Below are 24,047 nucleotides of genomic sequence, written 5' to 3' on the forward strand. Positions count from 1 at the left end.
GGCGATGCGGCTAAGGATTGTATGGCTAGTAATTCTGTAAATCCAGCATCAAAATTTTGGAACAGCGCTGATAGTTATACAGCGCTTGTTTTTCCACGGGCAACATATCTATCCCTGCGGGCTTAAAGCCTTTCTCCTGAAACCAGTGAATACTGCGGGTCGTGAGCACGAAAAGTTTTTCCAATCCTTTTTGTTTTGCCTGGCTGGAAATAGAATCTAGCAGAATTTCACCTCTGGAAGAGCTTCGGTAATCTGGGTGTACAGCAACGCAGGCCATTTCTCCAATTTTTTCATTAGGGTAGGGATATAGGGCAGCACAGGCGATAGTGATATTATCGAGTTCAATCAGAGTGAAGTTATCAATTTCCATTTCCAGTTGTTCACGTGAACGGCGTACTAAAATACCTTGTTGCTCCAATGGGCGAATAAGTTCAAGAATGCCACCAATATCATTAATATTGGCGCGGCGTATCTGTTCGGAACGTTCCATAACTATTTGAGTGCCGATACCTTCGCGGGAAAAGAGTTCCTGCACTAACGAGCCATTTTCTTGATAACTGATTAAGTGGCAGCGGCGAACGCCACGGCGGCAGGCCTTAATCGCTCCTCTTAAGAAACGCACGGTTCCTGAATGACAATCACTAGCGTTTTCCAATTTGTGCAGGTGAGCTTCTCCTTCATTAAGAAACATTTCTGATAAAGTGTTGCCTTCAGCGTCAAGTACGCCCTGAGATGAGCAAAATCCAATTAATTTTTCTGCTTTTAATTTGATTGCCAGTTGTGTTGCAATTTCTTCGGAAGTGAGGTTGAAACTTTCTCCTGTAACGGAAACCGCAACTGGCCCAATCAGCACAATAGCACCATTATCCAGTTGTTGGTTGATTGCTTTCTCATCAATACGACGGACTCTGCCACTATGGCAATAATCGACGCCGTCATCGATTCCCAAAGGTTGGGCGATAACGAAGTTTCCGCTGACGACACTAATATTAGCGCCTTGTAATGGGGTATTGTTTAAGCTCATGGAAAGACGAGCTGTAATTTCTAGCTGTAATAGGCCTGCTGCCTGTTTGACCAAATTCAGTGTCTTGGCATCGGTTACTCTGGTGTGTTTGTGGTAAACCGATTGGCAATTGTGTTCTGCAATATTCTGTTCAATTTGTGGACGGGCACCATAAACAACGATTAAACGAATGCCCAGATTATGCAGTAATCCAATATCGTTGACGACATTAGAAAAATTCTTATGGGCGATGGCTTCACCTCCCAGCATAATGACAAAGGTTTTACCTCGATGTGCATTGATATACGGAACCGAGTGACGTAAGACTTCAACCAATTCGGTACTGCGTTCGCTCATGAAACCCTCTCTGATTGAATTTTTATTCGTATTTTTTGTATTTTTATTCTTTTTGGAGGGAAATGGCAAGAGGAAACATGGATAAAAATAACGTTATTATTTATATTGGTATAAATAAATTAGATTATCAGAAAATACGTTTTTTGATGACAGAAGTTTGCTAATTAATTAGAGTTCCTGCCTCACTATTATGTTTGGTAAAGATTACTGCGTTTGGTTGTTTTTAAGCGGAATAAACAATGAGTCATTCAGACCATAATACTTCACGTCGTCGCCTGCTGAAAGGCGCAGCCGCTGTATGGTTATTAAGCATCAGCCCAATAGGTTATGCAGCGACTTCAAAAGTTATTGCTGTTCGTATTTGGCCTGCATCAAGTTATACCAGAGTGACGCTGGAGTCTAATATTCCACTTAAATATCGCCAGTTTTCGCTTTCAAACCCTAATCGTATTGTCATTGATTTGCAGGGTATCCAGCTTAATCGCATTTTGAGCAGTATGGGGGCACAGGTTCAGCGACGTGACCCTTACCTAAAATTAGTGCGGGCAGGGCAATTTAATCCTAAAACGGTGCGTTTAGTCTTTGAAATCAAACAGCCTGTCTCCCCGCATATTTTTACATTGCCGCCCATTGCGAAGTTTAAACACCGTCTGGTACTCGATCTGTATCCCCAAAAGGCTGTTGATGTGGCTAATGATCCTTTATTAGCCCTGCTTGAAGAGTATAACAGTGGGAGTTTAGAACAACATTTGCCTGCACAAACACGTAAACCCGGCAAGGCAGGCAAAGACAGGCCGATTGTGATTATGCTCGATCCCGGTCATGGTGGTGAAGACTCTGGAGCAATTGGGAAATATAAAACCCGTGAAAAAGATGTCGTGTTGCAGATTGCCCGTCGTTTACAGGCACTCATCAAACGTGAGCCGGGCATGAAAGTTTACATGACACGTAATGAAGATGTGTTTATCCCCTTGACGGTGAGGGTGGCAAAAGCGCGTAAGATGCGGGCTGATCTCTTTGTTTCTATTCATGCGGATGCCTTTACAAATCGCTCTGCACGGGGTTCATCCGTGTTTGCGCTTTCGACTAAGGGTGCCACCAGCAATACGGCCCGTTTTCTCGCCCAAACTCAGAACGAGGCAGACTTAATTGGTGGAGTCAGCAAAAGTGGCGATAAATATTTGGATCATACCATGTTGGATTTGGTTCAAACCGCAACGATTAACGATAGCCTGAAATTTGGTAAAGAAGTGCTCAAGCGGGTGGGAAAAATCAATAAATTGCATAAAAATAGCGTCGATCAGGCGGGATTTGCGGTATTGAAAGCCCCTGATATTCCTTCTATTTTGGTAGAAACCGCATTTATCAGTAACCTGGAAGAAGAACGCAAACTTAAGACAGCGAAATTCCAGCAACAAGTGGCAGAATCCATTTTTGCTGGTATTAAGGCGTATTTCAAGAATGGGGCTGAATTGGCACGGCGGTGAAATATCCGCTAAGGCTGATTGCTTATGATGAAATGATGGTTATTTACTTTATATTCATGCTTAAACCGGAATGAAATAATATTTAAATATGAATTTAAAAATCAGTGGCAATTAGGTAATCAAGGTAACAAGCTAGGAAATGAAAGCAGAGATGAAAATTGAAGGGAAAAAATGAAAAAATTGGTTGCGGGGGCCGGATTTGAACCGACGACCTTCGGGTTATGAGCCCGACGAGCTACCAGGCTGCTCCACCCCGCGTCCGTCTATTTGCAAATCTTGATTAGCAATCATGAATGCAAACACTGAATAATGACATCATATAGTGTTGGTTGCGGGGGCCGGATTTGAACCGACGACCTTCGGGTTATGAGCCCGACGAGCTACCAGGCTGCTCCACCCCGCGTCCGTCTATCTGCAAACCTTGATTAGCAATCATGAATGCAAACACTTAAATGATGACATTTTTACTACCAGATTGTCTCTGTTGCCAGAGCAAATCGACGCTACATCATACTAGGGATGATATACAATCGAGTTGGTTGCGGGGGCCGGATTTGAACCGACGACCTTCGGGTTATGAGCCCGACGAGCTACCAAGCTGCTCCACCCCGCGTCTGATGTCGGCACACTATACTCTGGAACGAAGCAGTTGCAAGTTTTTTTATTGATATTTACTAAATTTATTTGTTTTTTGATTTAAAAATGGCCTGGTTGTTTTGTTTTTGCCCGATGGGTTTGGCTGAAACGGTAAGCTATTTTATCTAACTACATTTCATTATTTATGAGTGTTTGGTATTGTTCGTGCTCCCAGTGAGTGATGGTCAGAGATAAGGCATTAATATGAGAGTTTGGGGGAAATATCTTTTATTTGGATTTGTCATTTCGTTATTATCGGGATGCCATTTTCGACCCACTGATCAGGCGCAGCAGTATAAGGATGGGCGAATTACCCGAAACCTCCAGTTGGTTAATATCCCTAATGCCGAAGGTTCTCCGGTTAATGCCAGGGATTTTGCTACTCAAGTTGAATATATCAGCAAAGCTTCTCCTCGTCTTTATGACAATAACCGTAAATTATTTAATGCCATTGAGCACTGGATGCTGTCTGGTGGTGATACCCGTGATTTAAATGAGTTCGGTTTACTGGCTTATCAGATGGAGGGTGAAGATAAATACGGCAACGTGAAGTTTACCGGTTATTACACACCTGTTTTGCAAGCACGACATACCAGGCAAGGGGAGTTTAAATATCCACTGTATCGTATGCCAACTCATTTACGTTCCCGTTTGCCAAGTCGCGCAGAGATATATAGAGGTGCTCTGAGCAAGAAATTTATTATCGGGTACAGTAACTCCCTGATGGATAATTTTATGATGGAAGTACAAGGGAGTGGCTATGTCGATTTTGGGGATGGACGTCCATTGACCTTTTTTGGCTATGGGGGGAAAAATGGACAGGCCTATCGCAGTATTGGCAAGGTGCTGATTGACCGTGGAGAAGTACCGAGCGAAAAAATGTCGATGAAGGCTATCCGTCAGTGGGGAGAACAACACAGCGAGGCCGAAGTGAGAGAAGTGCTGGAGCAGAATCCTTCATTCGTTTTCTTTAAACCTGAATCCTATACCCTTGTGCGGGGAGCCAGTGCTGTGCCCCTTATTGCAAAAGCCTCGGTAGCATCTGATAAATCATTAATCCCTCCCGGAACAGCATTGCTGGCGGAAGTGCCTGTGCTGGATGAAAAGGGCAAATTTACCGGCCAGTATCGAATGCGTCTGATGGTGGCGCTGGATGTTGGTGGTGCCATCAAAGGGAACCATTTTGATATTTATCACGGTGTTGGGGAGAAAGCGGGTGAAATGGCGGGTTTTTATAATCACTATGGCCGTGTTTGGGTATTGAAGAAAGCATCATCTGGTTTTTTGGCGGCAAACCAGTAAGATCCCTTCCAGTTCAAACCATCAATCGATAACCTATCTCAATAGAGGTAGGTTTTATGCAGGATTTATTTAGCAATGCAAATTTCTCTCTCTGATGCTTATCTTCAGCGTTTCGCTGGTACAGCGCGGTTATATGGCCAGAAAGCACTTTCATTATTTGCCCGTTCACATGTCTGTGTTGTAGGAATTGGTGGTGTGGGTTCATGGGCGGCAGAAGCGCTGGCGCGTACCGGTATTGGTGCTATTACGTTGATTGATATGGATGATGTTTGCATCACCAATACCAACCGCCAGTTGCACACTTTGGTACAGAATGTGGGTTTACCAAAAACGGAAGTCATCGCGGAACGGATACGAGCGATTAATCCTGAGTGCCAGATCACTTGCATTGATGATTTTGTCACCCCTGATAATGTGGCTGAATTGATGTCGACAGGGTTTAGTTATGTTATTGATGCTATTGATAGCGTACGGCCAAAAGCGGCGTTACTAGCCTATTGCCGCCGCTATAAGATCCCGCTTGTGACGACTGGTGGAGCGGGTGGGCAACTTGATCCTACCCAGATCCAGGTGGTGGATTTAGCAAAAACGGTGCAAGATCCATTAGCGGCGAAATTGAAGGAGCGCTTGAAGTCGGATTACCGCATAGTGAAAAACGGCAAAGGTAAGTTAGGCATTGACTGCGTTTTTTCAACGGAACAGTTAGTTTATCCACAATCTGACGGTACAGTTTGTGCTGCCAAGAGCACAGCGGAGGGTTCTAAGCGAATGGATTGTGCTTCTGGTTTTGGTGCCGCAACGATGGTTACGGCGACTTTTGGTTTTGTTGCTGTATCCCACGCATTGAAAAAAATGGTGGCGAAAGCTGAGCGGGAAAATGCGTTTTAAGCGAACCTAATGAGTGTAAGTGTTCGCTATTTCCTGAATGGTATTTATCAGGGATTTCACACCATTGAGCCTTGAGCCACTGAGTTGTTGTTCCAGGCCGAGGTGTTGGAATAGCTCGGCCAAAGATATTTGCATAACCTGCTCTGGGGTTTTGCCTTCTACGGCGGTCAGCAGGATGGCTAATAATCCTTTGACGATACGGCCTTCACTATCGCCATAAAAATGCAATCGGCCGTCTACGAGATGTTGATACCCCAACCAGACGCGATTTTCACAGCCTGATCTTTCGATATTTTTTTGTTTTAGTTCATCCGCTAAAGGAGGCAGCTTTTTGGCCAGGCCGATGAGCTGCCGATAACGATCTTCCCACAATTTGCATTGCTGAAAGTTTTCAATAAGTTGCTGTTCCGTGATTTCTGTTCCGAATGGATGCGGAGCCAGGATAGTGTCTGAGAGTTGTGTCATGGGTTATTTATCTTATAGTGGGCTTGTTGCTGATTTCCTCTGGGTGAGGTTTCAGGATCATAGCAGTTATATTTTTAAGCTAAAGTTATTTGTGTTGCTTGGGCACGAAATAACCCATCAGGATCAGGAAACGCAACTCACCCTGACATTTGAATACATGACCAATGCTTTGAGAGTTTATTTAGATGTTTTCCTATTTTTAATAGATATTATTTTTTGATTTTTATGGGTATTTCCCAATGGAAAAATCAATCTATTATCATTGTGTATAAGAATATTATAAATATAATAAAATATTATTTAGTCTATTATAAATAATTCACCATACTGTATAGATATATCAGTGCATCATTTCACCATAAATAATTCTAATATATAGGAAGATATATTGTTATGAGGTATTAAATCAAATAATAAAATAATATATTTTACCTGTTGTTTTTCTCCATTTTATGGAATATAAAAGAGGATAATATTATGAACGAAGTAGAACACAATGAAATAAAATTTAAAATCATTGAGGATTTTAAACAATATGCAAAGGGTAAATTGGAACCCAATGTTATTGGTGAGGCCGTAAAAAAAATAGCTTCTTCAAGTAATGATAAATATTACGCTACAGGTGATGTACAAAGCGTCATGTTTTTCCTACTGTTTAGCCTGGAAGTGGATATTGATAAAAAATCTTTTAGGGGGAAGGCTGGTGGGCTGACTTTTCCCGGTTTTGCCGGGATAGAAGGTTATATTTATACAGATGATTTAGGTAAACTCTATTCTGATACTGTAAGTTTTGAGTTTAATGCATCAATCGCATACTTTAGTTTACTTTTCTTTGATTCACACAGTCATCTGCTTGGTCATTTCCAAGGCGTTGCTATTTCCACGATATCAGGTTTGGGTGGTGGAACAGGTTCATGGAGTTAATTATCTATCATATATAATTTTAGTTAAGCCCAATGATTAGTAGAATGCTATGTCCTTGCTGTGTAATACTTTATACAGCAAGGATCATTACTATGGATTATTTAAAGGAATATGGGCTTATTTACTTTATTTCCAGATTAATGATGTCGTATTTATTATATTAACCGAATTCATCAACTTAAAATAATTTAATTTCATTAAATATTGATCAGCAAAAGGGGACTTTAAAGTTCAATAGTTATCTGCTACTAAGCTGAAAACCCACCAAAATATATTTGATAGGCTTTTATAATGGGGTAATTAATAATAGGACAATATCAATCATCCATCAGCAGCGCTAGCGCAAACTTTACGGCACTGATCAATCTATCTGCATCTTGCTGGTTATTATAAGGCATGAACGAAGCACGCAGACAGCCGCTGATCCCAAGGGCATCCAGCAATGGCTGGGCACAGTGTTGTCCTGAACGCAGAGAGATATTTTGTTCGGCAATCAGTGTCGCTAAATCACTGTGGTGTATTCCGGTGATATTGAAAGCCAGCAAGCTGGAATCCACCACACGGTAACTGTTAAATCCCGTCAGCGTACTGAGTTGCTGTTCGGTGTAATCCGTCAGGGCAATCGCATGGGATTCAGCGAGCTGGATATCAATCGTTTTCAACCATTCCAGGGTCGCGGCAAAGCCAACCACGCCGGCAACATTGGGTGTTCCCGCTTCAAAACGATAAGGTACGGCTTCCGGTGTGAAACCATCGAACGAGACTTGAGTCAGCATTTTTCCGCCGCCATGCCACGGTGACATCGTATTCAGCAATTCACTTTTGCCATACAACACACCCAATCCATTTGGGCCATACAGTTTATGAGCAGAGAAGGCATAAAAGTCGATATCCAGTTGTTGTACATTGACAGGCGCGTGAACGATACCTTGAGCACCATCGACCAGAACACGGCAATCATATTGATGAGCGAGTGTAGTGACTTGCGCCAAATCTACTGCGGCGCCGGTAACGTTAGACATTTGGCTGATGGCAACTAAGCGGCTTTTTTCATTCAATAGTTCTGCCAGAGTATCGATTTCTGGTTGGTGCCGATTACCAATCGCCCATTTAACGATTTTGGCGCCGGTTTGTTGCGCCAGAATCAGCCACGGTAACAGGTTAGCGTGGTGTTCCTGTTCGCTGACAATGATTTCATCACCTGCGCTCAAACGAGGGCGAAAGTAACTTTGGGCAACCAGATTGATAGACTCCGTGGTTCCTTTTGTCCAGATAATATCTTCAGGTAATGGCGCATTGATCAATTCTGCTACCAGTGAACGAGCTTGCTCATAACGAGCCGTCATGGCCTGCGCAGTGGCATGCTGGCTGCGGTGTACTGTTGCACTGTGGTTTTGGTAATAGTGCTTGGTCGCCTCAATCATACATGCCGGTTTTAATGCTGTGGCTGCACTGTCCAAAAATGTGGTGGATTGTTGCAGGGCAGGAAATTGCAGGCGGAATTTTTCTGAGTCAAAGGCTTTCATAAACGGCGCTAATTTAATCGTTGTGTGATAAAGAATAAGTTTTTCTTTAACCAAGAGATGAGGAATTCTACAGGAGAAAGTCGGGAAAAAAAGCACCGCCATTGCGGTGCAATAAAAAATCACTATGGACAGACAGGGTAAATGTACAGGAAGTGAAAAAAAACAGTAGCTTATGCTACAAAGCCTGGTTTCCCAGACAACTTGCAAACACAACATCACAACCACAAAGCCAAAAGCGTCAATGTATCGCTACAAAGAGACTTTTCGTTCCGGCTTAGGAAGTGCGCACACTATAGGGATTTGCTGGTATATCATCAATGGACAAATTATAATGCTTCGGATTACAAAAACTAATAACTGAATGAAAAGAGTTACCGGTATCGTCACTACTACATAAGAAACGAACATGTCTAAACGTTTACCTCCACTCAATGCGTTACGCGTTTTTGATGCCGCGGCCCGTCATTTAAGTTTTACTAAAGCGGCAGAAGAATTATTTGTGACTCAGGCCGCTGTTAGCCATCAAATGAAAAGTCTGGAAGATTTTCTGGGATTAAAGCTTTTTCGTCGCCGTAACCGTTCGCTATTGTTGACGGAAGATGGGCAGAGTTACTATCTCGATATCAAGGAGATTTTTACTGCTATCAATGACGCGACTCGCAAACTTCAGGCTCGTAGTGCTAAGGGGGCGTTAACGGTCAGTTTATCCCCCAGTTTTGCGATTCAGTGGTTAGTGCCGCGGCTTTCAGGTTTTAATCAGAGTTTTCCGGGAATTGATGTTCGCATTCAGGCAGTGGATCGGGAAGAAGATAAACTGGCTGATGATGTCGATGTCGCGATTTTTTATGGCCGAGGCAACTGGCCGGGGTTGCGTACCGATCGCCTTTATCCCGAATATCTGCTGCCTGTCTGTTCTCCTGCGTTACTGACGGGTGATCGCCCATTGAAAACTCCCGCAGATCTTGCCAGGCATACTTTGTTGCATGATTCATCCCGCCGGGATTGGCAAGCCTATGTTCGCCAGCTTGATATGCAGCAACAAATTAATGTCCAGCAGGGACCAATATTCAGCCATAGTGCGATGGTGATTCAGGCGGCTGTACATGGTCAAGGTGTTGCGCTAGCCAATAATGTTATGGCCCAAAATGAAATTGATGCGGGTCGTCTTGTCTGCCCATTTAATGATGTTTTGGTCAGCAAGAATGCATTTTATTTGGTTTGTCACGATAATCAGGCAGAATTGGGCAAGATCGCGGCTTTCCGCAAGTGGATACTAACCCAGGCTGCAACTGAGCAAGAAAGGTTAGGATTTATTACCCAGCACCCCTAATAACTGGCAAACAGAGACAGGAGCCTGTGATGTGCAGTCGAACTATGCTTATTTTTGTTGGGATCAGTGGTTTTTTCTACGTGGCATTGGGCGCGATGGGAGCACATATGTTAGCACCTATCCTGACACCACGTCAGATGGAATGGATTCATACCGGCCTGCAATATCAAGGTCTGCATACACTCGCCATGATGGCTCTGGTAGCTTTGTCGATGCGCGAGCCTGTAGCACCGTTTGGTTGGAGTGGGATTTTTTTCACGGCGGGAATTGTGCTGTTTAGTGGCAGTCTTTATTGTCTGGTCTTTTTACCGCTAAAATTTCTGGTTTATTTGACACCAATCGGTGGGTTCAGTTTTCTCATTGGTTGGTTATGTGTATTAATTGGCGCTCTGCGTCTAAGGAAATCGGCGCCTAGCCATGAATAAAGTTGCTTTATATTGCCGCCCAGGTTTTGAAAAAGAGTGTGCAGCAGAAATTACCGATAAGGCGGGTAAAAAAGAAATTTACGGTTTTGCCCGCGTGAAAGAGAACAGTGGATATGTGCTGTTTGAGTGTTATCAGCCCGATGATGCGGATCGCCTGATCCGTGAAATACCGTTCGGTGAATTGGTTTTTGCTCGTCAAATGTTGGTTGTAGGCGAATTGCTGAAAGATTTACCGCAGGAAGATCGCATTACCCCGATTGTCGGTATGCTGATTGGTGTCATTGAGAGGGCAGGTGAACTGCGTGTCGAGGTGCCGGATACCAATGAAAGCAAGGAGCTGATGAAGTTTTGCCGTAAGTTTACGGTTCCGTTACGTAATGCGATGCGTCAGGAAAAGCTTTTGCTGGCAAAGGAAAATTATAGTCGTCCTGTTATCCATGTCTTTTTCATCGCTTCGGGCTGTTGTTATGTGGGGTATTCCTATAGCAATAATAACTCCCGTTTTTATATGGGCATTCCTCGCCTGAAATTCCCTTCAGATGCACCAAGCCGTTCCACGCTGAAACTGGAGGAAGCCTTTCATATATTCATTCCTTATGACGAATGGGAAGAGCGTCTGGGTAGCGGCCTTCACGCAGTGGATCTCGGTGCTTGTCCGGGAGGATGGACTTACCAACTCGTAAAACGCAGTATGATGGTTCATGCGGTAGATAATGGCCCGATGGCTGATAGTTTGATGGAAACAGGCCAAGTAAAGCATCATCGTGTGGATGGTTTTAAATTTGAACCATCAGTGAAAAATATTTACTGGCTGGTTTGTGATATGGTTGAGAAACCTGCCAAAGTTGCCCAACTTATGACAGATTGGCTGGTAAAAAGCTGGTGCCGTGAGGCTATATTCAATCTTAAATTGCCGATGAAAAAGCGTTATGAGGAAGTCGCTCATCTATTGCAAAAAATAGAACAGCAATTGAAAGAGAATGGTGTGAATGCGCAGATTCAGGCGAAACACCTGTATCACGATCGTGAAGAGATCACTGTACACATTCGTCGTATCTGGTCTCTGTATGCTGCTGATCGGGATTATTGATATAATCCTTTACTGTGTTAAATATGCTGCCTTATTGGCAGCACTTATTTATTCTATCTATCGTCTTATTATCCTATTTATCTGTTGTCATACCACTTAATTCAACTATTTCAGTTACCCTTATCGCAAATACACAATGTGAAATCCAGGGATATGGAATTAATTTCAAGTTGAACAAAAAACAACCCGCCTTTAAAAAAGTAGAGAAAAAAAGGTAAAGAGATAATTCTTTCTTAAGATCAATTTTTAGCAGATAAAAACAACATTATTTATTACTAAATCATGTTGTTTTTTTATTATCAAAAAAATTTCATTGAGAAATTAATAATTAATTACATAAATTAAATTTGTTCAATATGTATTCTAAAAAAGTATATTAATTATTTTTACACAGACAGTAACTAACGCTATTTTATTCTGGAGTTTTATTTCTAAGTGGGGCTTAGAAAGAATTTAAAACTTTTACCTCCGTTATTATCAAAATTTCGGGTTTTTAGGATATTTGTCTTGTTTTTACAGGAGATTTATATGGCCTCAAAGAAAAAGTATACCTATACAGGGTTATCTGATTCCAATTCCGTTCAGGAAGTTAATTCATTTCTTAAAGCCTATGTTCCAAATTACGACACCTCTATTCGGGTTGCTCATGAGCCATTAGGAGACAATGCACCTGATAAGCTTCTGCGAGGCCACTATAAGTGGTCCAATAAGTATGTTGATTCTTCTGGCACTTTGAAATTATCGTACTATTTCATGGAGTCGACACCGGCTATAATGCCGTTGTTTGAAATTTCTGGCTTCAGTGCTTTTAATGAAGAACAAAAAGAAGCAGCGAAACTTTCTTTACAATCCTGGTCTGATGTTGCCAATATTAAATTTACCGAAGTAAGTAGTGCTAAAAAAGCGAATATCACTTTTGGTTTCTTTGATCATAGTGACAACGATGATTATGCATTTGCAACTCTGCCACAAGGACAAAAAAACGCTTTTACATGGTATGACGCTACAAGCCATACTTTTGTAGACAATGATATTGATGTGAATGGTTATGCTCGTCAGACTTTCACCCATGAAATTGGCCATGCACTAGGATTGGAGCACCCTGCCGATTATGATGCTTCTGATAAAGTGCGGCCAGGCTATATCACTAAAGCAGAATATTTTGAAGATACTCGTGCCTATACGGTCATGAGTTATTTCACTGAAAAATATACAGGCCAAGATTTTAAATATGAATATTCATCGGCGCCTCTGTTGAATGATATCTCTGCCATTCAGAAATTGTATGGTGCAAATATGGAAACCCGTACGGGTGATACCATATATGGTTTTAATTCCAATACCGACCGCGACTTTATGACGGCCACTGATGCGAACAGCAAACTGGTGTTCAGTGTCTGGGATGCGGGGGGTGAAGATACTTTTGATTTCTCCGGCTTTACCCAAAATCAGCGTATCAACCTGAATGAAGGCGCTTTCTCTGACGTTGGTGGTTTGAAAGGCAACGTTTCTATTGCCCGTGGTGTCGTTATTGAGAACGCGATTGGCGGCAGCGGCGACGATATTCTGGTCGGTAACAGTGCAGACAACACCCTGAAAGGTGGCGCAGGCGATGACATCATTTATGGCGGTCTGGGCGGTGATCATCTGTGGGGTGGAGAAGGTAACGATACCTTTGTTTATCTGGATGGAAAAGAATCGCTGAAAGATAATCCAGACTGGATCCACGATTTCGTCTCTGGTGAGGATAAGATCGATTTGTCTGAATTCAATTTCGGTGGTAATGGCGATATCAAATTTGTGGATTCGTTCTCAGGTAAGGCAGGCGAAGTCCTGTTTACTTATGACGAAGTGAAGGAGGTAACTGATCTGGAAATCAGCCTTGGTGGTGATCTGGCGGGCAACGATTTTCTGGTGAAAGTGGTCGGTCAACCGTTAACTGAAGCAGATTTCATCGTCTAATTGATGTCATCACATTAATAGAATATTGCCGTGTTCCCCTCAGGATACGGCAATATTATGGACATGATGGAAAGGTGAAAATGGTGAACTTCTTGCGTTGTGGCTGTCGGTTTTATAGATCGAAATTGCTCTTATCGATAATTTTCTCTCTTTTTTTGGCAGGAGGATGTATGGCGAGTAGTTTGAGGCTTCCAACCGCAGGTGAGTTGAAAGGATTATGGCAACTCTCCGATGGAAATAAGCTGTGCAGTATTGAATTGACCGATGTCCGTTTACCCGAAGGCTCAATTTGGGCTTTAAAAGGTAATGCGTGTGTGACTGAGTTGATTGGGCAGCCTGTTGAAGGATGGTATCCATCTCCAGATGGCATAACATTGACTGATGATGATGGCAATAGTGTGGCTTTTTTTAGTCATGAGTCAGAACAGTGGATTGCTTACTTTGTTGATGGCAGGGAACTGGTCATGACATTCTCCCAATTTTCAGCGTATTGCCAGTGAACGATCAGCCGCTATCACGGTGTTGCCCAAAACTATACGTATGGCTTTGCAGTCGTTGATCCTTGGCTTAGGTGGCTGGTTGGCAATTATTAATATTTTTATTGAAAATGATTTCTATTATCATTAATCTTCCCTCAGGGTGAGGTGAAATTTCTTTAACTTTCAATAAGGAAACCGTTATGCCAGTTTTTCCATTTCCATTTACGCCATCTGGGCCTATGTCACCTGTAACAACTAAGCCTTGGTCACCGACATCGATACCATCTGGACCTATGTCGCCAATACCCTCTGGACACTCATATGGATTTATTGGGGCCTACGACGTCATGCGTGGAAAGTCTCCAGGTACATATCATAACAGAACTGATGCCGACTTATTGCCATACCATGGTGGTATAACAATAAAAATAGCCCCATCAGGGACGAAATATACGAATGAAGCAGGAATCGTTAGCGCATCTCCTTTTGGACATGCATGGGTTGAATTTCAGGGAGAATCTATCGGATGGGGTCTAGGTGATGACAAAAGAGTCGGAGGAGTTGATAACCTAACATTTAGAGATTCTATGGCATACGATGCATCAAAGGTTGTCAGTGTCACATATCCATTATATTCAGAGAATGTTGTTGGTAATATAGAAAGATACATCTCTGAATTGAAAAATGGTAATTTTGATAATGATTGGGCGAATTTTTCAGATTTCAAAGAAAATTATAATCTCCTTACCAATAATTGTATAGATTTTGTAAACTCTATTTTAGCAGTCACAGAGGCAGATAATGATGCACATTATTTAGATTATATTCAACCATTACACGGATTAACTCCAGATGGGATAATACATCCTCTAGGTTTAGATTTAAATCAAGTGAAAGAGATTATTGAACAACACATTAATGAATTTGAAAACAAAGAAACCCCACTTGTTATTGATCTCACTGGTGATGGTATTACGACTATAGCAGAAAACGGTAACCTCTTTTTTGATCACGATAATAACGGAATTATTGAAAGCTCAGGATGGATAGAGTCAAACAGTGCATTTTTAGTATGGGATAAAAACAGAGATGGGAAAATAAACAATGGAAATGAACTGTTTGGGAATAACTCGATCTTAAAAAATGGCACCAAAGCAGATCATGGATTCGCGGCATTAGCCGATCTCGATGATAATAATGATGGTATTTTTGATCAAAATGATAGTCTGTGGAACTCATTAGAGTTATGGATTGATGCTAATCATGATGCGATAACTGACAGCGGAGAGTTACATAAATTAAGTGAATCAGGGATTTCTTCTATCAATCTTGCGCATAAGGAAAACGGATTCAAAGATATTAACGGTAACATTCATGGGCTGGAAAGCACCGTGAACTGGGATAATGGAAATGTGACTAAGATAGTTGATATGTATTTTGCAGTGGATAAAAATAAGACAATTGAATCAGTTACCTCTCACATTGACATAGTAGGAGTAAATGATATTTTTAGCGAGGTTATATTATGATTGGTTTATTTTTTAAAAATAAAAAGAATTTCATTTATTCCATATTATTTTTATCTTTTATGGCGCAGAGTTCAAACATGACCAATCATAATATTCCATCGGCTATATTTAATTATCCGGATGATTTTTTATCAGCATTACCTATTCCAATGCCTAAAAATGAAAGTGAATATTTTGAGTTGGTAAATAAAGCAAATGCTGGAGATCCCGAAGCAAATTGGATGCTTGCCGTAATACAAAACACTGTAGGTAATCATCAGGAGGCCAGTGAAAGATATCATTTATCTATTTCTAGAAATGATAAATTTAAGCTAAAATCTATGGTTAATTTAGGATTTATTCTTGAAGAAGAAAATAAATTCGCTGAAGCACGCGCTCTTTTTGAACAGGCTGGAGAAAATGGCTATTTTGAAGGTTACCGCACTATTGGGACTAATTATTTGAATGGAATAGGCGTAAAACAAGATTTTAATAAAGCGAAGGAGTATTATAAGAAAGCAAGTCAAATTGGGTGTAATGAATGCACGTACTTTATTAACAATTGGAATGATGTCGTTAAATTAAAAAAATCAGGAAAATAAATTTAGACATGAAATAAATAGCGTAATTTGATTTCATGAAAATTATCTAAAAATACGGCGGCCAAAGAAGGGAATGATAGCCGCCGTATGATGAATAAACAGCCGAGTTAAAAATTAATTATTGCTGTTTTTGTTGTTAATTATAATTGATTGCGTTTTAAGCAGGAAAAGAAGAATGGTAAGTAATCTCAAGCAGCAAGGGAATGAAATCACGGAGGTTATCCGTGCACACAGTAAGGTCTTCTGGACTATTGGATTATTTACAGCATTTATCAACTTGCTGATGCTGGTTCCCTCCATTTATATGCTGCAAGTATATGATCGAGTACTGCCATCCAGTAATGAAATGACCTTGCTGATGCTGACGTTGATCACGTTGGGTATGTTCGCCATGATGGGCGGGCTGGAGTATATCCGAAGTCAGGTGGTGATCCGCATCGGCAGTCAGTTTGATATGTGCCTGAATCAACGGGTTTATACCGCTTCCTATGAATCCAACCTGAAAAATGGTTCCACTGATGCAGGGCAAATGCTTAATGATTTGGCGACCATCCGTCAGTTCTTAACCGGCAATGCCCTGTTTGCCTTTTTTGATGCCCCTTGGTTCCCTGTCTATCTTTGCGTCATCTTCCTGTTCAGCCCATATTTGGGGTTGTTGGCGCTACTTGGGGCGATCATATTGATCGCGCTGGCGGTGCTGAACCAGTGGTTATCTCAAGCACCTTTGGCAGAAGCCAGTAAGCTTTCTTTGCGCTCAGCCAATTTAGCCAGTACCAATTTGCGTAATGCCGAAGTGATTGAAGCACTTGGTATGTTGCCAGCACTGCGCCGTCGTTGGTTTGGCTTGCATCAGCGTTTTCTCAATTTTCAGCGTATTGCCAGTGAACGTTCGGCCGCTATCACGGCACTGACCAAAACGATCCGTATGGCCTTGCAGTCGTTGATTCTTGGCTTGGGTGGCTGGTTGGCGATTGAAGGGAATATTACCCCCGGCATGATGATTGCGGGTTCCATTTTGATGGGAAGAGCGTTGTCGCCGATTGAACAATTGATACAGGCATGGAAGAGTTGGAATGCTGCCCGCTTGTCCTGGCAGCGGCTGGATAAGTTACTAAAAGCGCAGCCAGAACGCAAAAGTGGCATGTCATTGCCAGCGCCTAAGGGCGTGTTGCTGATGGAAAAAGTATCGGCAATGCCACCGAGTAAAACACGGGCACTCCAGGCCTCGCAAAACGGATTATCACCAAATAATCAATATGTCTTGCAGGATATCAATTTAGCCTTGAATGCCGGTGATGTTCTGGGTGTGATTGGTCCCAGTGCGTCGGGGAAATCGACATTGGCTCGCCTGCTGGTAGGGATATGGCCGGCGCAAGAAGGTGTTGTACGGCTTGATGATGCTGATATCTACCAATGGAACAAAGATGAGTTAGGGGCATCCATTGGTTATCTGCCACAGGATATTGAACTGTTTGGCGGTACGATTGCGGAAAATATCGCACGCTTTAATGACGTTGAACCTGAAAAAGTTATTGAGGCGGCGAAAAAAGCCGGTGTTCATGAGTTGGTGCTTAATCTTGAGCGGGGTTATGACACGGTAATCGGTGCGGGTGGCATGGGGTTATCCGGTGGACAGAAACAACGAATAGGTTTGGCGCGTGCCTTGTATGGCAACCCATCGCTTGTGGTGTTGGATGAACCTAACTCGAATCTGGATGATATTGGCGAAAAAGCCTTAAGCCATGCGATCGCGCAATTGCGAGAACAAGGTAAGACAGTGATAGTTATCACGCACCGACCTTCATTGCTCTCACAAACAACCAAAATTTTGCTGTTGGTACAGGGGAAAATGAAAATGTTTGGCCCTTCCCAGCAAGTAATGGCGGCGCTATCCCAATCTCAGTCTTCGTCACAATCACAGTTAAAAGCGGTCGAACGTGCCTCGTAACATGATTCAGCCATATTTCAATCCTTGGGATATTTCTATCTGGGAGTAAAGATGTCCTATCAGACTCACGCAAAGGACGCCCAAAATGAGGTGTCGGAATTATTGCCGCTGGATGCAAATCGTTACCTGCGAATAGGTTGGCTGATTATTGGGATCGGCATTGTGGGGTTTTTCATCTGGGCGGCATTTGCGCCACTCGATAAAGGGGTGGCTTCTTCTGGTACTGTCGTGGTTGATGGTAACCGTAAAACGATACAGTCTCCGGTTAATGGCATTATCAGCCAAATTCAGGTGAAAGAAGGGGAGCAAGTGAAAGCTGGACAGGTTTTGGTTCAGCTCAGCCAGGTGCAGGTTAATGCACAAATTGATTCCCTGAAACAGCAGCTTTACACCACATTGGCAACAGAAGCCCGACTTTTGGCCGAACAGCAAGGGCAAGATGCCATTGTTTTTCCACCTATGTTACTGAATCAACAATCGGAGCCGCGTATTAATGAGACTCTGGCCTTGCAAAAACAGCTCTTTTTATCACGTCGTGAAATGTTGCGTAGTGATCTGGCGGGAATGCAGCAGGCCGAAGAGGGACTGAATTTTCAAATCAGGGGGCTGCGTGAAGCTCTGGTGAGTAAACAGCAGCAGCAAGTCTCTCTCAAGGAACAGGTGACGAATTTGCAGCCCCTGACGGAAGAGGGCTATTTCCCCCGCAACCGCTATCTGGAATTACTGCGTAACCAAAGTGAATTAAGTGGCAGTATCGCGGAAATGACCGGAAAAATTGGCCAACTTGAAAAACAGCGGCAGGAAACGCAGCAGCGAGTTATCCAGCGTCAGGCGGATTATCAACGTGAAGTGCGCAGCCAGTTAGCTGATGTACAGGTCTTGGCGAATGAGCTGAGAAATAAGCTGGAAACGGCACAATTTGATCGGTCACATACTTCTATTATTGCTCCGGTAGATGGCTCGGTGGTTGGCTTAACCGTGTTTACCCAAGGTGGTGTGGTGGCTTCTGGTGAGAAATTAATGGAGATCCTGCCGACCCAGAGTGCGCTGGAAGTCGAGGCGCGTTTAATGGTGAACCTGATTGATAAAGTTACTGTGGGGCAAGATGTTGATTTGATGTTTACCGCATTTAACCAAAACCGGACGCCGAAAGTCACGGGTAAGGTAATGGTGGTTTCTGCTGACCGTTTGGTGGATGGTCTGACAAGAGAACCTTATTACCAGATGCGATTGAAAGTCAGTCCTGAAAGCATGGAGAAACTGGCAGGGTTGAATATCAAACCGGGGATGCCTGTTGAGGTATTTGTCAAAACAGGTTCGCGTTCGTTGTTGAGTTATCTGTTCAAGCCATTAATGGACAGGACGTCTACCTCGCTGATTGAGGAGTAATGGGGATGTTGATATATCACAGTTTTGCCAATAGACGGACTTATTTATCTCCCCTATTTTCCAGGACATTGTTGCCAGCATCAGTATTACTGGTGTCGATATTGATATTTCCCCGTTTTGCCAGTGCGCTTTCCTTAACGGAGGCTTATGCGCTGGCATTACAGCACGATCCGACGTTTCAGGCTGCTATCAAAGAGCAGGAAGCGGGGCGAGAGGAGAAAAACCTTGGGCTGGCGGAACTGTTGCCCAAGCTATCTTTCAGTTACCAGAATGCACCTAGAAATTGGCAGAAGATGGATTCGCAATCTTTGGATCAGCGGGGAAGGATCGTCAAGGAGAGCCGTGATCGACAGTATGATAGCTATAGTGGTGCGATTATTTTGACCCAACCCGTGATCGATTTCGAGGCATGGGCGCGTTATCGAACCCGTCAGGCTTATGCTTTGATGAGTGATAGCCGCTTTCGGGTTGATAGCCAGCAATTGGCAGTCAGAGTGGTGAACAGTTATGTGGCCGTAGCTTATGCACAAGATCGGTTAGCACAGGTTGCCCAACAGCGGGCAGCCTATGAGGGGCAACTGGAACGTAACCAGAAATTATTTTCTTCCGGTGAAGGCACCCGTACCGATGTAGCGGAAACCCAGGCGCGTTACAGTCAGGTATTGGCTGATGAGTTAACAGTGCAAGATGAGCTGGATGCTGCTATTCGTGGCTTACAGTTATTAGTTGGCATACCGTTGCCAGCAGATGTGCCTGTTAATCGTTTATCCGACTCTCCGCGATTCAAAACCATCAAACTGGATTTAGCACACTATGCCGATTGGGAACAACTGGCATTACGTCAGAATCCACAACTGGCTGCTGCCCGCCAGAAAGTGGATGTGGCGTATCATGATATTGAGCGTAACCGGGCGGGATATCTGCCAAAATTGGAGCTATATGCTTCCCATAGCGAAAATAAATCTAGTAGCGACAACAGCATCGACCAAAAATACCGGACAGATTCCATTGGATTGCGGATATCCATGAATCTCTATAATGGCGGAGGTACTGCGGCAGCGGTGCGCCAATCAGCTGCAAATTATGGTAAGACTAAATTCGAAATGGATGCCCAGACAGGAGAAATTCTGAATGCACTGCGGCGTAATTATAACGCTTGCGTGAATGGTGAAAAGCGGATACGAGCCTATGAAACGGCGGTGGAAGCGGCTGCATTACAAGTGAAAGCGACTCAAAAAAGTGTGGCATTGGGGCAGAGAGTGAATGTCGATATATTGAATGCTGAGCAACAGCTTTATACCGCCCGTCGTGAACTCTCTCAGGCAAAATATGACTATATGAAAGCATGGGTTGGGTTATTAGATGAATCCGGTCAACTACAGAGTGAACATATTAAGTTAGTTGCTGATTATTTTGGTTGAGATGATTGCATTATTGAAATGATTAAAGTGTGATACCACGTTTTCTTTATCCTTGAGATCCGCATAATAGAAACGGGTATCACGCACATACATCTAGGTATATACACCTATAGGCGCACGTACCGATAGAAAGAGCCGGGTTTTATCTACTAATAAGCCGCAATTGCTGCAAATTACCCTGTAGAGACAAATCAGTTCTTAACGAAGCGATTTCACGGCTGATATAAGCTATTTCTTTGTGAGACTCCAATTTTTTTCGCCATTTATCTGGCTGGGCGTCCAAATTTTGAAATAAATTATCCAGTGAACCTGCTTGTTGCAGCAGGGTGGCGGCGGTTTTTGGGCCAATTCCCTGAATGCCGGGAATTTTACTGCTACTAATACCTGCAAGTCCCCAATAGTCGGGAAGTTGGTCTGGTTCAACGCCAAACTCCTGCTGGACAAAAGGCAGATCCAGCCAGCGCTTTTGGAAGTAATCCCGAATTTGAATATTGGGAGAAAGAAGCTGGCAATAGCCCTTATCGGTCGAAACGATTGTGACATTATGCCCGCTGTGAGCGACTTTGGTTGCCAGTGTTGCGGCTAAATCATCCGCTTCATGCCCTTCCGCGTGCCAGCAAGCGACTCCCAACGCATTAAATGCCTGTTTAATTAGGGGCAATTCTTGCTGTAGGTTGTCTGGCATGGCAGCACGACCCGCTTTGTAATCAGGGAAAAGATGGTGGCGCCAGCTATGGTTGCGGCCATCTTCATCGAATACCGCAACAGCGTGGGTTGGTGATGCATGGATGATTAACTGTTTTAACGCATGTTCACAGGCAGGAATACAAGGGCTTCCCTGTACTGCATGAATGCGTCGAATCAGGTTTAAGGCATCTACAATCAAAAGGTGTATCATGGTCGTTATATTCCATCCGTGGCGCTATTCCCTGGCACCCGCCTCATTGAATTGAGCAAAGGTATCCGCGATTTATTTGATTATCTCATAACATGGTTCATAAGCAGCGCCTCCAGGGAGTTTCATGCGATCTTGCTCGACAAAATCTTGCAGGAGGTTATCCATGCGATGCATGATATCTGCATCGCCGTGGATCTTGAATGCCCCATGTTTTTCTATGGCGTGAATACCCACTTCTTTGACATTGCCTGCCACAATACCAGAAAATGCGCGTCGCAGTGCGGAGGCAAGTTTTTCCGATGGCTGGTTTGGGTATAAATTCAAGTCAGCCATGTTTTCATGGGTTGGAGTGAATGGAGATTGTAGATCAGAGCTGATTTTCAGTGACCAGTTGAAGCTATAGGCATCTCCGGTCGCGCGGCGCTTTTCTTTGACCTTCGGCATGGCTTTTTTCATTATACGTGCGACTTCTGAGGGGGCATCCACAATAATGTGATAGTGATTGCGAGCCTGTTCCCCCAGGGTATTAACGATAAATTCATCCAGCACCTGGAAGTAATTGGCGCTCTCTTTTGGGCCAGTCAAGACCAGCGGCAGAACCTGATCTTTGTTTTCAGGATGCATCAGGATAGACAACAAATACAGCAATTCTTCTGCCGTTCCCACTCCGCCAGGGAAGATAATGATGCCATGGGCGATACGGACAAAGGCTTCCAGACGTTTTTCAATATCAGGCATGATGATTAGCTCATTCACCAGCGGATTAGGTGGCTCTGCCGCAATAATTGAAGGTTCTGTGATACCGATAAAACGACTTTTTTTGTAATTCTGCTGGGCATGTCCCACTGCGGCACCTTTCATCGGTGCTTCCATTGCACCAGGACCACAACCCGTACAGATATTCAGTTCACGTAATCCAAGCTCATTGCCTACCTTGCGCCCATATAAATACTCTTTCTCATTGATGGAATGGCCGCCCCAACAAACAATCATATTAGGCTCTTCTGAGATATGCAGTGCCTTGGCGTTGCGTAGGATAGAGAAAATAGTATTGGTAATATGCATACCATTTCCCATATCCAAATTATGTGCCTTCTGTGCATCGGTAATTTGCCCGTGGACAAACAAAATATCGCGCAGTACTGCAAAAAGATTGGCTTGCAGAGAACGGATGATTTTACCATCAACGAAGGCTTTTTCGGGGGGATTAATGAGTTTCAGCTTTACGCCACGCTCTCTACGCAGTACGTTGATATCAAAATTCTGATATTTTGATAGTAATTCCTTACTGCTATCTATTTGACTACCTGAATTGAGAACCGCCAGTGAACAGTTACGGAAAAGGCGGTATAAATCACTGCTTGCGGTACGCTTAAGCATATCTACTTCAAGCTGAGAGAGTAAATCCATTGATCCTAATGGATTGACATGTGTAATCAAGAATGACTCCTTTTACCCCTTGTGGGGATTCCTCAGTAATGATTTATACCCTATTGGGTATAGCTGACTTCATCCAACAGTTTAGCTAGCGGTCATTAATCAGGTTATTTCGATTATTGGCGGGCTAACCTTCCTGTTGTTGGAATAAACGCTTCGTTACTGCGCCACGGATTGATATCTAATCCTCCCCGACGGGTATAGCGTGCATAAACAGTGAGTTTTTCAGGCGCACATAACGTCATTAGGTCATTGAATATGCGCTCGACACATTGTTCGTGAAATTCATTGTGATGTCGGAAAGAAACTAAGTAGCGCAATAGTTTTTCCTGATCGATTTTTGAGCCTTGATAGCGGATCATAACCGATCCCCAATCGGGCTGGTTGGTAATCAGGCAGTTTGATTTTAGCAAATGGCTAATCAGGGTTTCCTCAACAACAGGGCCAGTTGCTGCGTTGTTAAGGTAATCGCGATTGAATTGATAATCATCAATGTCAATATCCTGATTATCGATGCATTTTCCTGCAAATTCGCCAATTGGTTGTTGGCTGAAATCGTGCAGGGGATGCAGAACAACCTCAATGTTGCCATTGGCGCAAGCAGATAAATCTTGTTGCAAGGTTTTCTGTACTGTTTCCCAATCAGCAAAACGAGTTTGGTTAAAGCTATTTAGATAAAGTTTAAAGCTTTTTGATTCGATAAGGTTTTCACTGGCCGCATCTAAGCTGACATGACCGATGGCAACTTGAGGAACGCCACGTGCGTTGAGCCAGGAGAGTTCGTACATGGTCCAGATATCTGCACCATGAAAAGGGAGATTATCAGGAAATAGCCCAAGTGGTTCGCGGTTCATACTGCGGGGAACCGCTTGTAATAAAGTAGGATCATAGTTATCGCGGTAGGGGGTTGGTTTACCCAATGTGAGTTGGGAAAGCGCGTGATTATCTTGATATAAAGACATTAGGATTC

20 protein-coding genes and 3 tRNA genes are annotated in these 24,047 nt (G+C 43.2%); 14 read left to right on the forward strand and 9 right to left on the reverse strand.

The genetic code is table 11. The annotated features are described in order from the left end of the window. Positions 1-25: 25 nt before the first annotated feature. A complete protein-coding gene (argA, locus tag Xets_RS03915; protein WP_099133044.1) occupies positions 26-1,360 on the reverse strand; it encodes an amino-acid N-acetyltransferase in 1,335 nt (444 codons plus the stop codon). Between the two features lie 239 nt (positions 1,361-1,599). Here argA and amiC point away from each other — a divergent pair, with 239 nt between their 5' ends. After that, positions 1,600-2,847, forward strand: a complete 1,248-nt coding sequence (gene amiC / locus Xets_RS03920; protein WP_099133045.1) for an N-acetylmuramoyl-L-alanine amidase AmiC — start codon at positions 1,600-1,602, stop codon at positions 2,845-2,847. A gap of 181 nt (positions 2,848-3,028) precedes the next feature. Here the strand turns inward: amiC and Xets_RS03925 are convergent. From Xets_RS03925 to Xets_RS03935, 3 genes are all read right to left on the reverse strand, one after another. Continuing rightward, positions 3,029-3,105, reverse strand: a tRNA-Met gene (locus Xets_RS03925). A 68-nt stretch (positions 3,106-3,173) separates the two neighbouring features. After that, positions 3,174-3,250 (reverse strand) — tRNA-Met (locus Xets_RS03930). 133 nt (positions 3,251-3,383) lie between these two features. Then, a tRNA-Met gene (locus tag Xets_RS03935) sits at positions 3,384-3,460 on the reverse strand. A 227-nt stretch (positions 3,461-3,687) separates the two neighbouring features. Between Xets_RS03935 and mltA the strand changes: the two genes are divergently transcribed. Then, on the forward strand, positions 3,688-4,785 hold the full coding sequence (gene mltA / locus Xets_RS03940) for a murein transglycosylase A (RefSeq protein WP_099133046.1): 1,098 nt from the start codon (positions 3,688-3,690) through the stop codon (positions 4,783-4,785). A 75-nt stretch (positions 4,786-4,860) separates the two neighbouring features. Continuing rightward, positions 4,861-5,673 carry a tRNA cyclic N6-threonylcarbamoyladenosine(37) synthase TcdA gene (tcdA, locus tag Xets_RS03945; protein WP_187651184.1) on the forward strand — a complete coding sequence of 271 codons (813 nt, stop codon included), beginning with the start codon at positions 4,861-4,863 and terminating at the stop codon, positions 5,671-5,673. Between the two features lie 6 nt (positions 5,674-5,679). On the opposite strand, the gene csdE is transcribed toward tcdA, so the two are convergent. Continuing rightward, complete coding sequence (gene csdE / locus Xets_RS03950; RefSeq protein WP_099133048.1) at positions 5,680-6,138, reverse strand: cysteine desulfurase sulfur acceptor subunit CsdE; 459 nt, start codon at positions 6,136-6,138, stop codon at positions 5,680-5,682. 477 nt (positions 6,139-6,615) lie between these two features. Here csdE and Xets_RS03955 point away from each other — a divergent pair, with 477 nt between their 5' ends. After that, positions 6,616-7,062, forward strand: coding sequence for a VapA/VapB family virulence-associated protein (locus tag Xets_RS03955; RefSeq protein WP_187651185.1), 447 nt, complete (start codon positions 6,616-6,618; stop codon positions 7,060-7,062). Between the two features lie 317 nt (positions 7,063-7,379). On the opposite strand, the gene csdA is transcribed toward Xets_RS03955, so the two are convergent. After that, positions 7,380-8,588: a cysteine desulfurase CsdA gene (gene csdA / locus Xets_RS03960; protein ID WP_099133530.1), complete on the reverse strand. Its 1,209-nt coding sequence runs from the start codon at positions 8,586-8,588 to the stop codon at positions 7,380-7,382. A gap of 406 nt (positions 8,589-8,994) precedes the next feature. Here csdA and Xets_RS03965 point away from each other — a divergent pair, with 406 nt between their 5' ends. From Xets_RS03965 to Xets_RS04010, 10 genes are all read left to right on the forward strand, one after another. Next, positions 8,995-9,918, forward strand: coding sequence for a transcriptional regulator GcvA (locus Xets_RS03965; RefSeq protein ID WP_099133442.1), 924 nt, complete (start codon positions 8,995-8,997; stop codon positions 9,916-9,918). Positions 9,919-9,947: 29 nt separating this feature from the next. After that, positions 9,948-10,343, forward strand: a complete 396-nt coding sequence (locus tag Xets_RS03970; protein ID WP_099133444.1) for a DUF423 domain-containing protein — start codon at positions 9,948-9,950, stop codon at positions 10,341-10,343. Further along, on the forward strand, positions 10,336-11,433 hold the full coding sequence (gene rlmM / locus Xets_RS03975; protein ID WP_099133446.1) for a 23S rRNA (cytidine(2498)-2'-O)-methyltransferase RlmM: 1,098 nt from the start codon (positions 10,336-10,338) through the stop codon (positions 11,431-11,433). Before Xets_RS03970 ends, rlmM begins: the two co-directional genes overlap by 8 nt. A 528-nt stretch (positions 11,434-11,961) precedes the next feature. Beyond that, positions 11,962-13,395, forward strand: a complete 1,434-nt coding sequence (locus Xets_RS03980; RefSeq protein WP_187651186.1) for a serralysin family metalloprotease — start codon at positions 11,962-11,964, stop codon at positions 13,393-13,395. Positions 13,396-13,565: 170 nt separating this feature from the next. Further along, positions 13,566-13,895 (forward strand): AprI/Inh family metalloprotease inhibitor, encoded by a 330-nt coding sequence (locus Xets_RS03985; protein ID WP_099133449.1) that lies wholly within the window; start codon positions 13,566-13,568, stop codon positions 13,893-13,895. Positions 13,896-14,074: 179 nt separating this feature from the next. Next, a complete protein-coding gene (locus Xets_RS03990; RefSeq protein ID WP_187651187.1) occupies positions 14,075-15,403 on the forward strand; it encodes a hypothetical protein in 1,329 nt (442 codons plus the stop codon). Beyond that, positions 15,400-15,984 carry a tetratricopeptide repeat protein gene (locus Xets_RS03995; RefSeq protein WP_099133453.1) on the forward strand — a complete coding sequence of 195 codons (585 nt, stop codon included), beginning with the start codon at positions 15,400-15,402 and terminating at the stop codon, positions 15,982-15,984. The genes Xets_RS03990 and Xets_RS03995 overlap by 4 nt, the downstream gene beginning before the upstream one ends. Before the next feature lie 175 nt (positions 15,985-16,159). Continuing rightward, complete coding sequence (locus Xets_RS04000; protein WP_099133454.1) at positions 16,160-17,932, forward strand: type I secretion system permease/ATPase; 1,773 nt, start codon at positions 16,160-16,162, stop codon at positions 17,930-17,932. 51 nt (positions 17,933-17,983) lie between these two features. Then, positions 17,984-19,321: an HlyD family type I secretion periplasmic adaptor subunit gene (locus Xets_RS04005; RefSeq protein WP_099133456.1), complete on the forward strand. Its 1,338-nt coding sequence runs from the start codon at positions 17,984-17,986 to the stop codon at positions 19,319-19,321. A gap of 5 nt (positions 19,322-19,326) precedes the next feature. After that, positions 19,327-20,742, forward strand: a complete 1,416-nt coding sequence (locus Xets_RS04010; protein WP_187651188.1) for a TolC family outer membrane protein — start codon at positions 19,327-19,329, stop codon at positions 20,740-20,742. A 142-nt stretch (positions 20,743-20,884) separates the two neighbouring features. Here the strand turns inward: Xets_RS04010 and xni are convergent, their stop codons facing one another. The 3 genes from xni to queF all read right to left on the reverse strand — a co-directional run bounded on the left by xni (position 20,885) and on the right by queF (position 24,039). Further along, on the reverse strand, positions 20,885-21,640 hold the full coding sequence (gene xni / locus Xets_RS04015) for a flap endonuclease Xni (protein ID WP_099133459.1): 756 nt from the start codon (positions 21,638-21,640) through the stop codon (positions 20,885-20,887). 72 nt (positions 21,641-21,712) lie between these two features. Next, positions 21,713-23,080 carry a nucleotide 5'-monophosphate nucleosidase PpnN gene (gene ppnN, locus Xets_RS04020; protein ID WP_099133461.1) on the reverse strand — a complete coding sequence of 456 codons (1,368 nt, stop codon included), beginning with the start codon at positions 23,078-23,080 and terminating at the stop codon, positions 21,713-21,715. A gap of 113 nt (positions 23,081-23,193) precedes the next feature. Beyond that, the gene (gene queF, locus Xets_RS04025; RefSeq protein WP_099133463.1) at positions 23,194-24,039 is read right to left on the reverse strand and encodes an NADPH-dependent 7-cyano-7-deazaguanine reductase QueF; all 846 of its coding nucleotides are present in this window, start codon (positions 24,037-24,039) and stop codon (positions 23,194-23,196) included. Positions 24,040-24,047 lie beyond the last annotated feature (8 nt).

It is taken from the genome of Xenorhabdus sp. TS4 (assembly GCF_014467265.1).
Classification (GTDB): Bacteria; Pseudomonadota; Gammaproteobacteria; order Enterobacterales; family Enterobacteriaceae; genus Xenorhabdus; species Xenorhabdus ehlersii.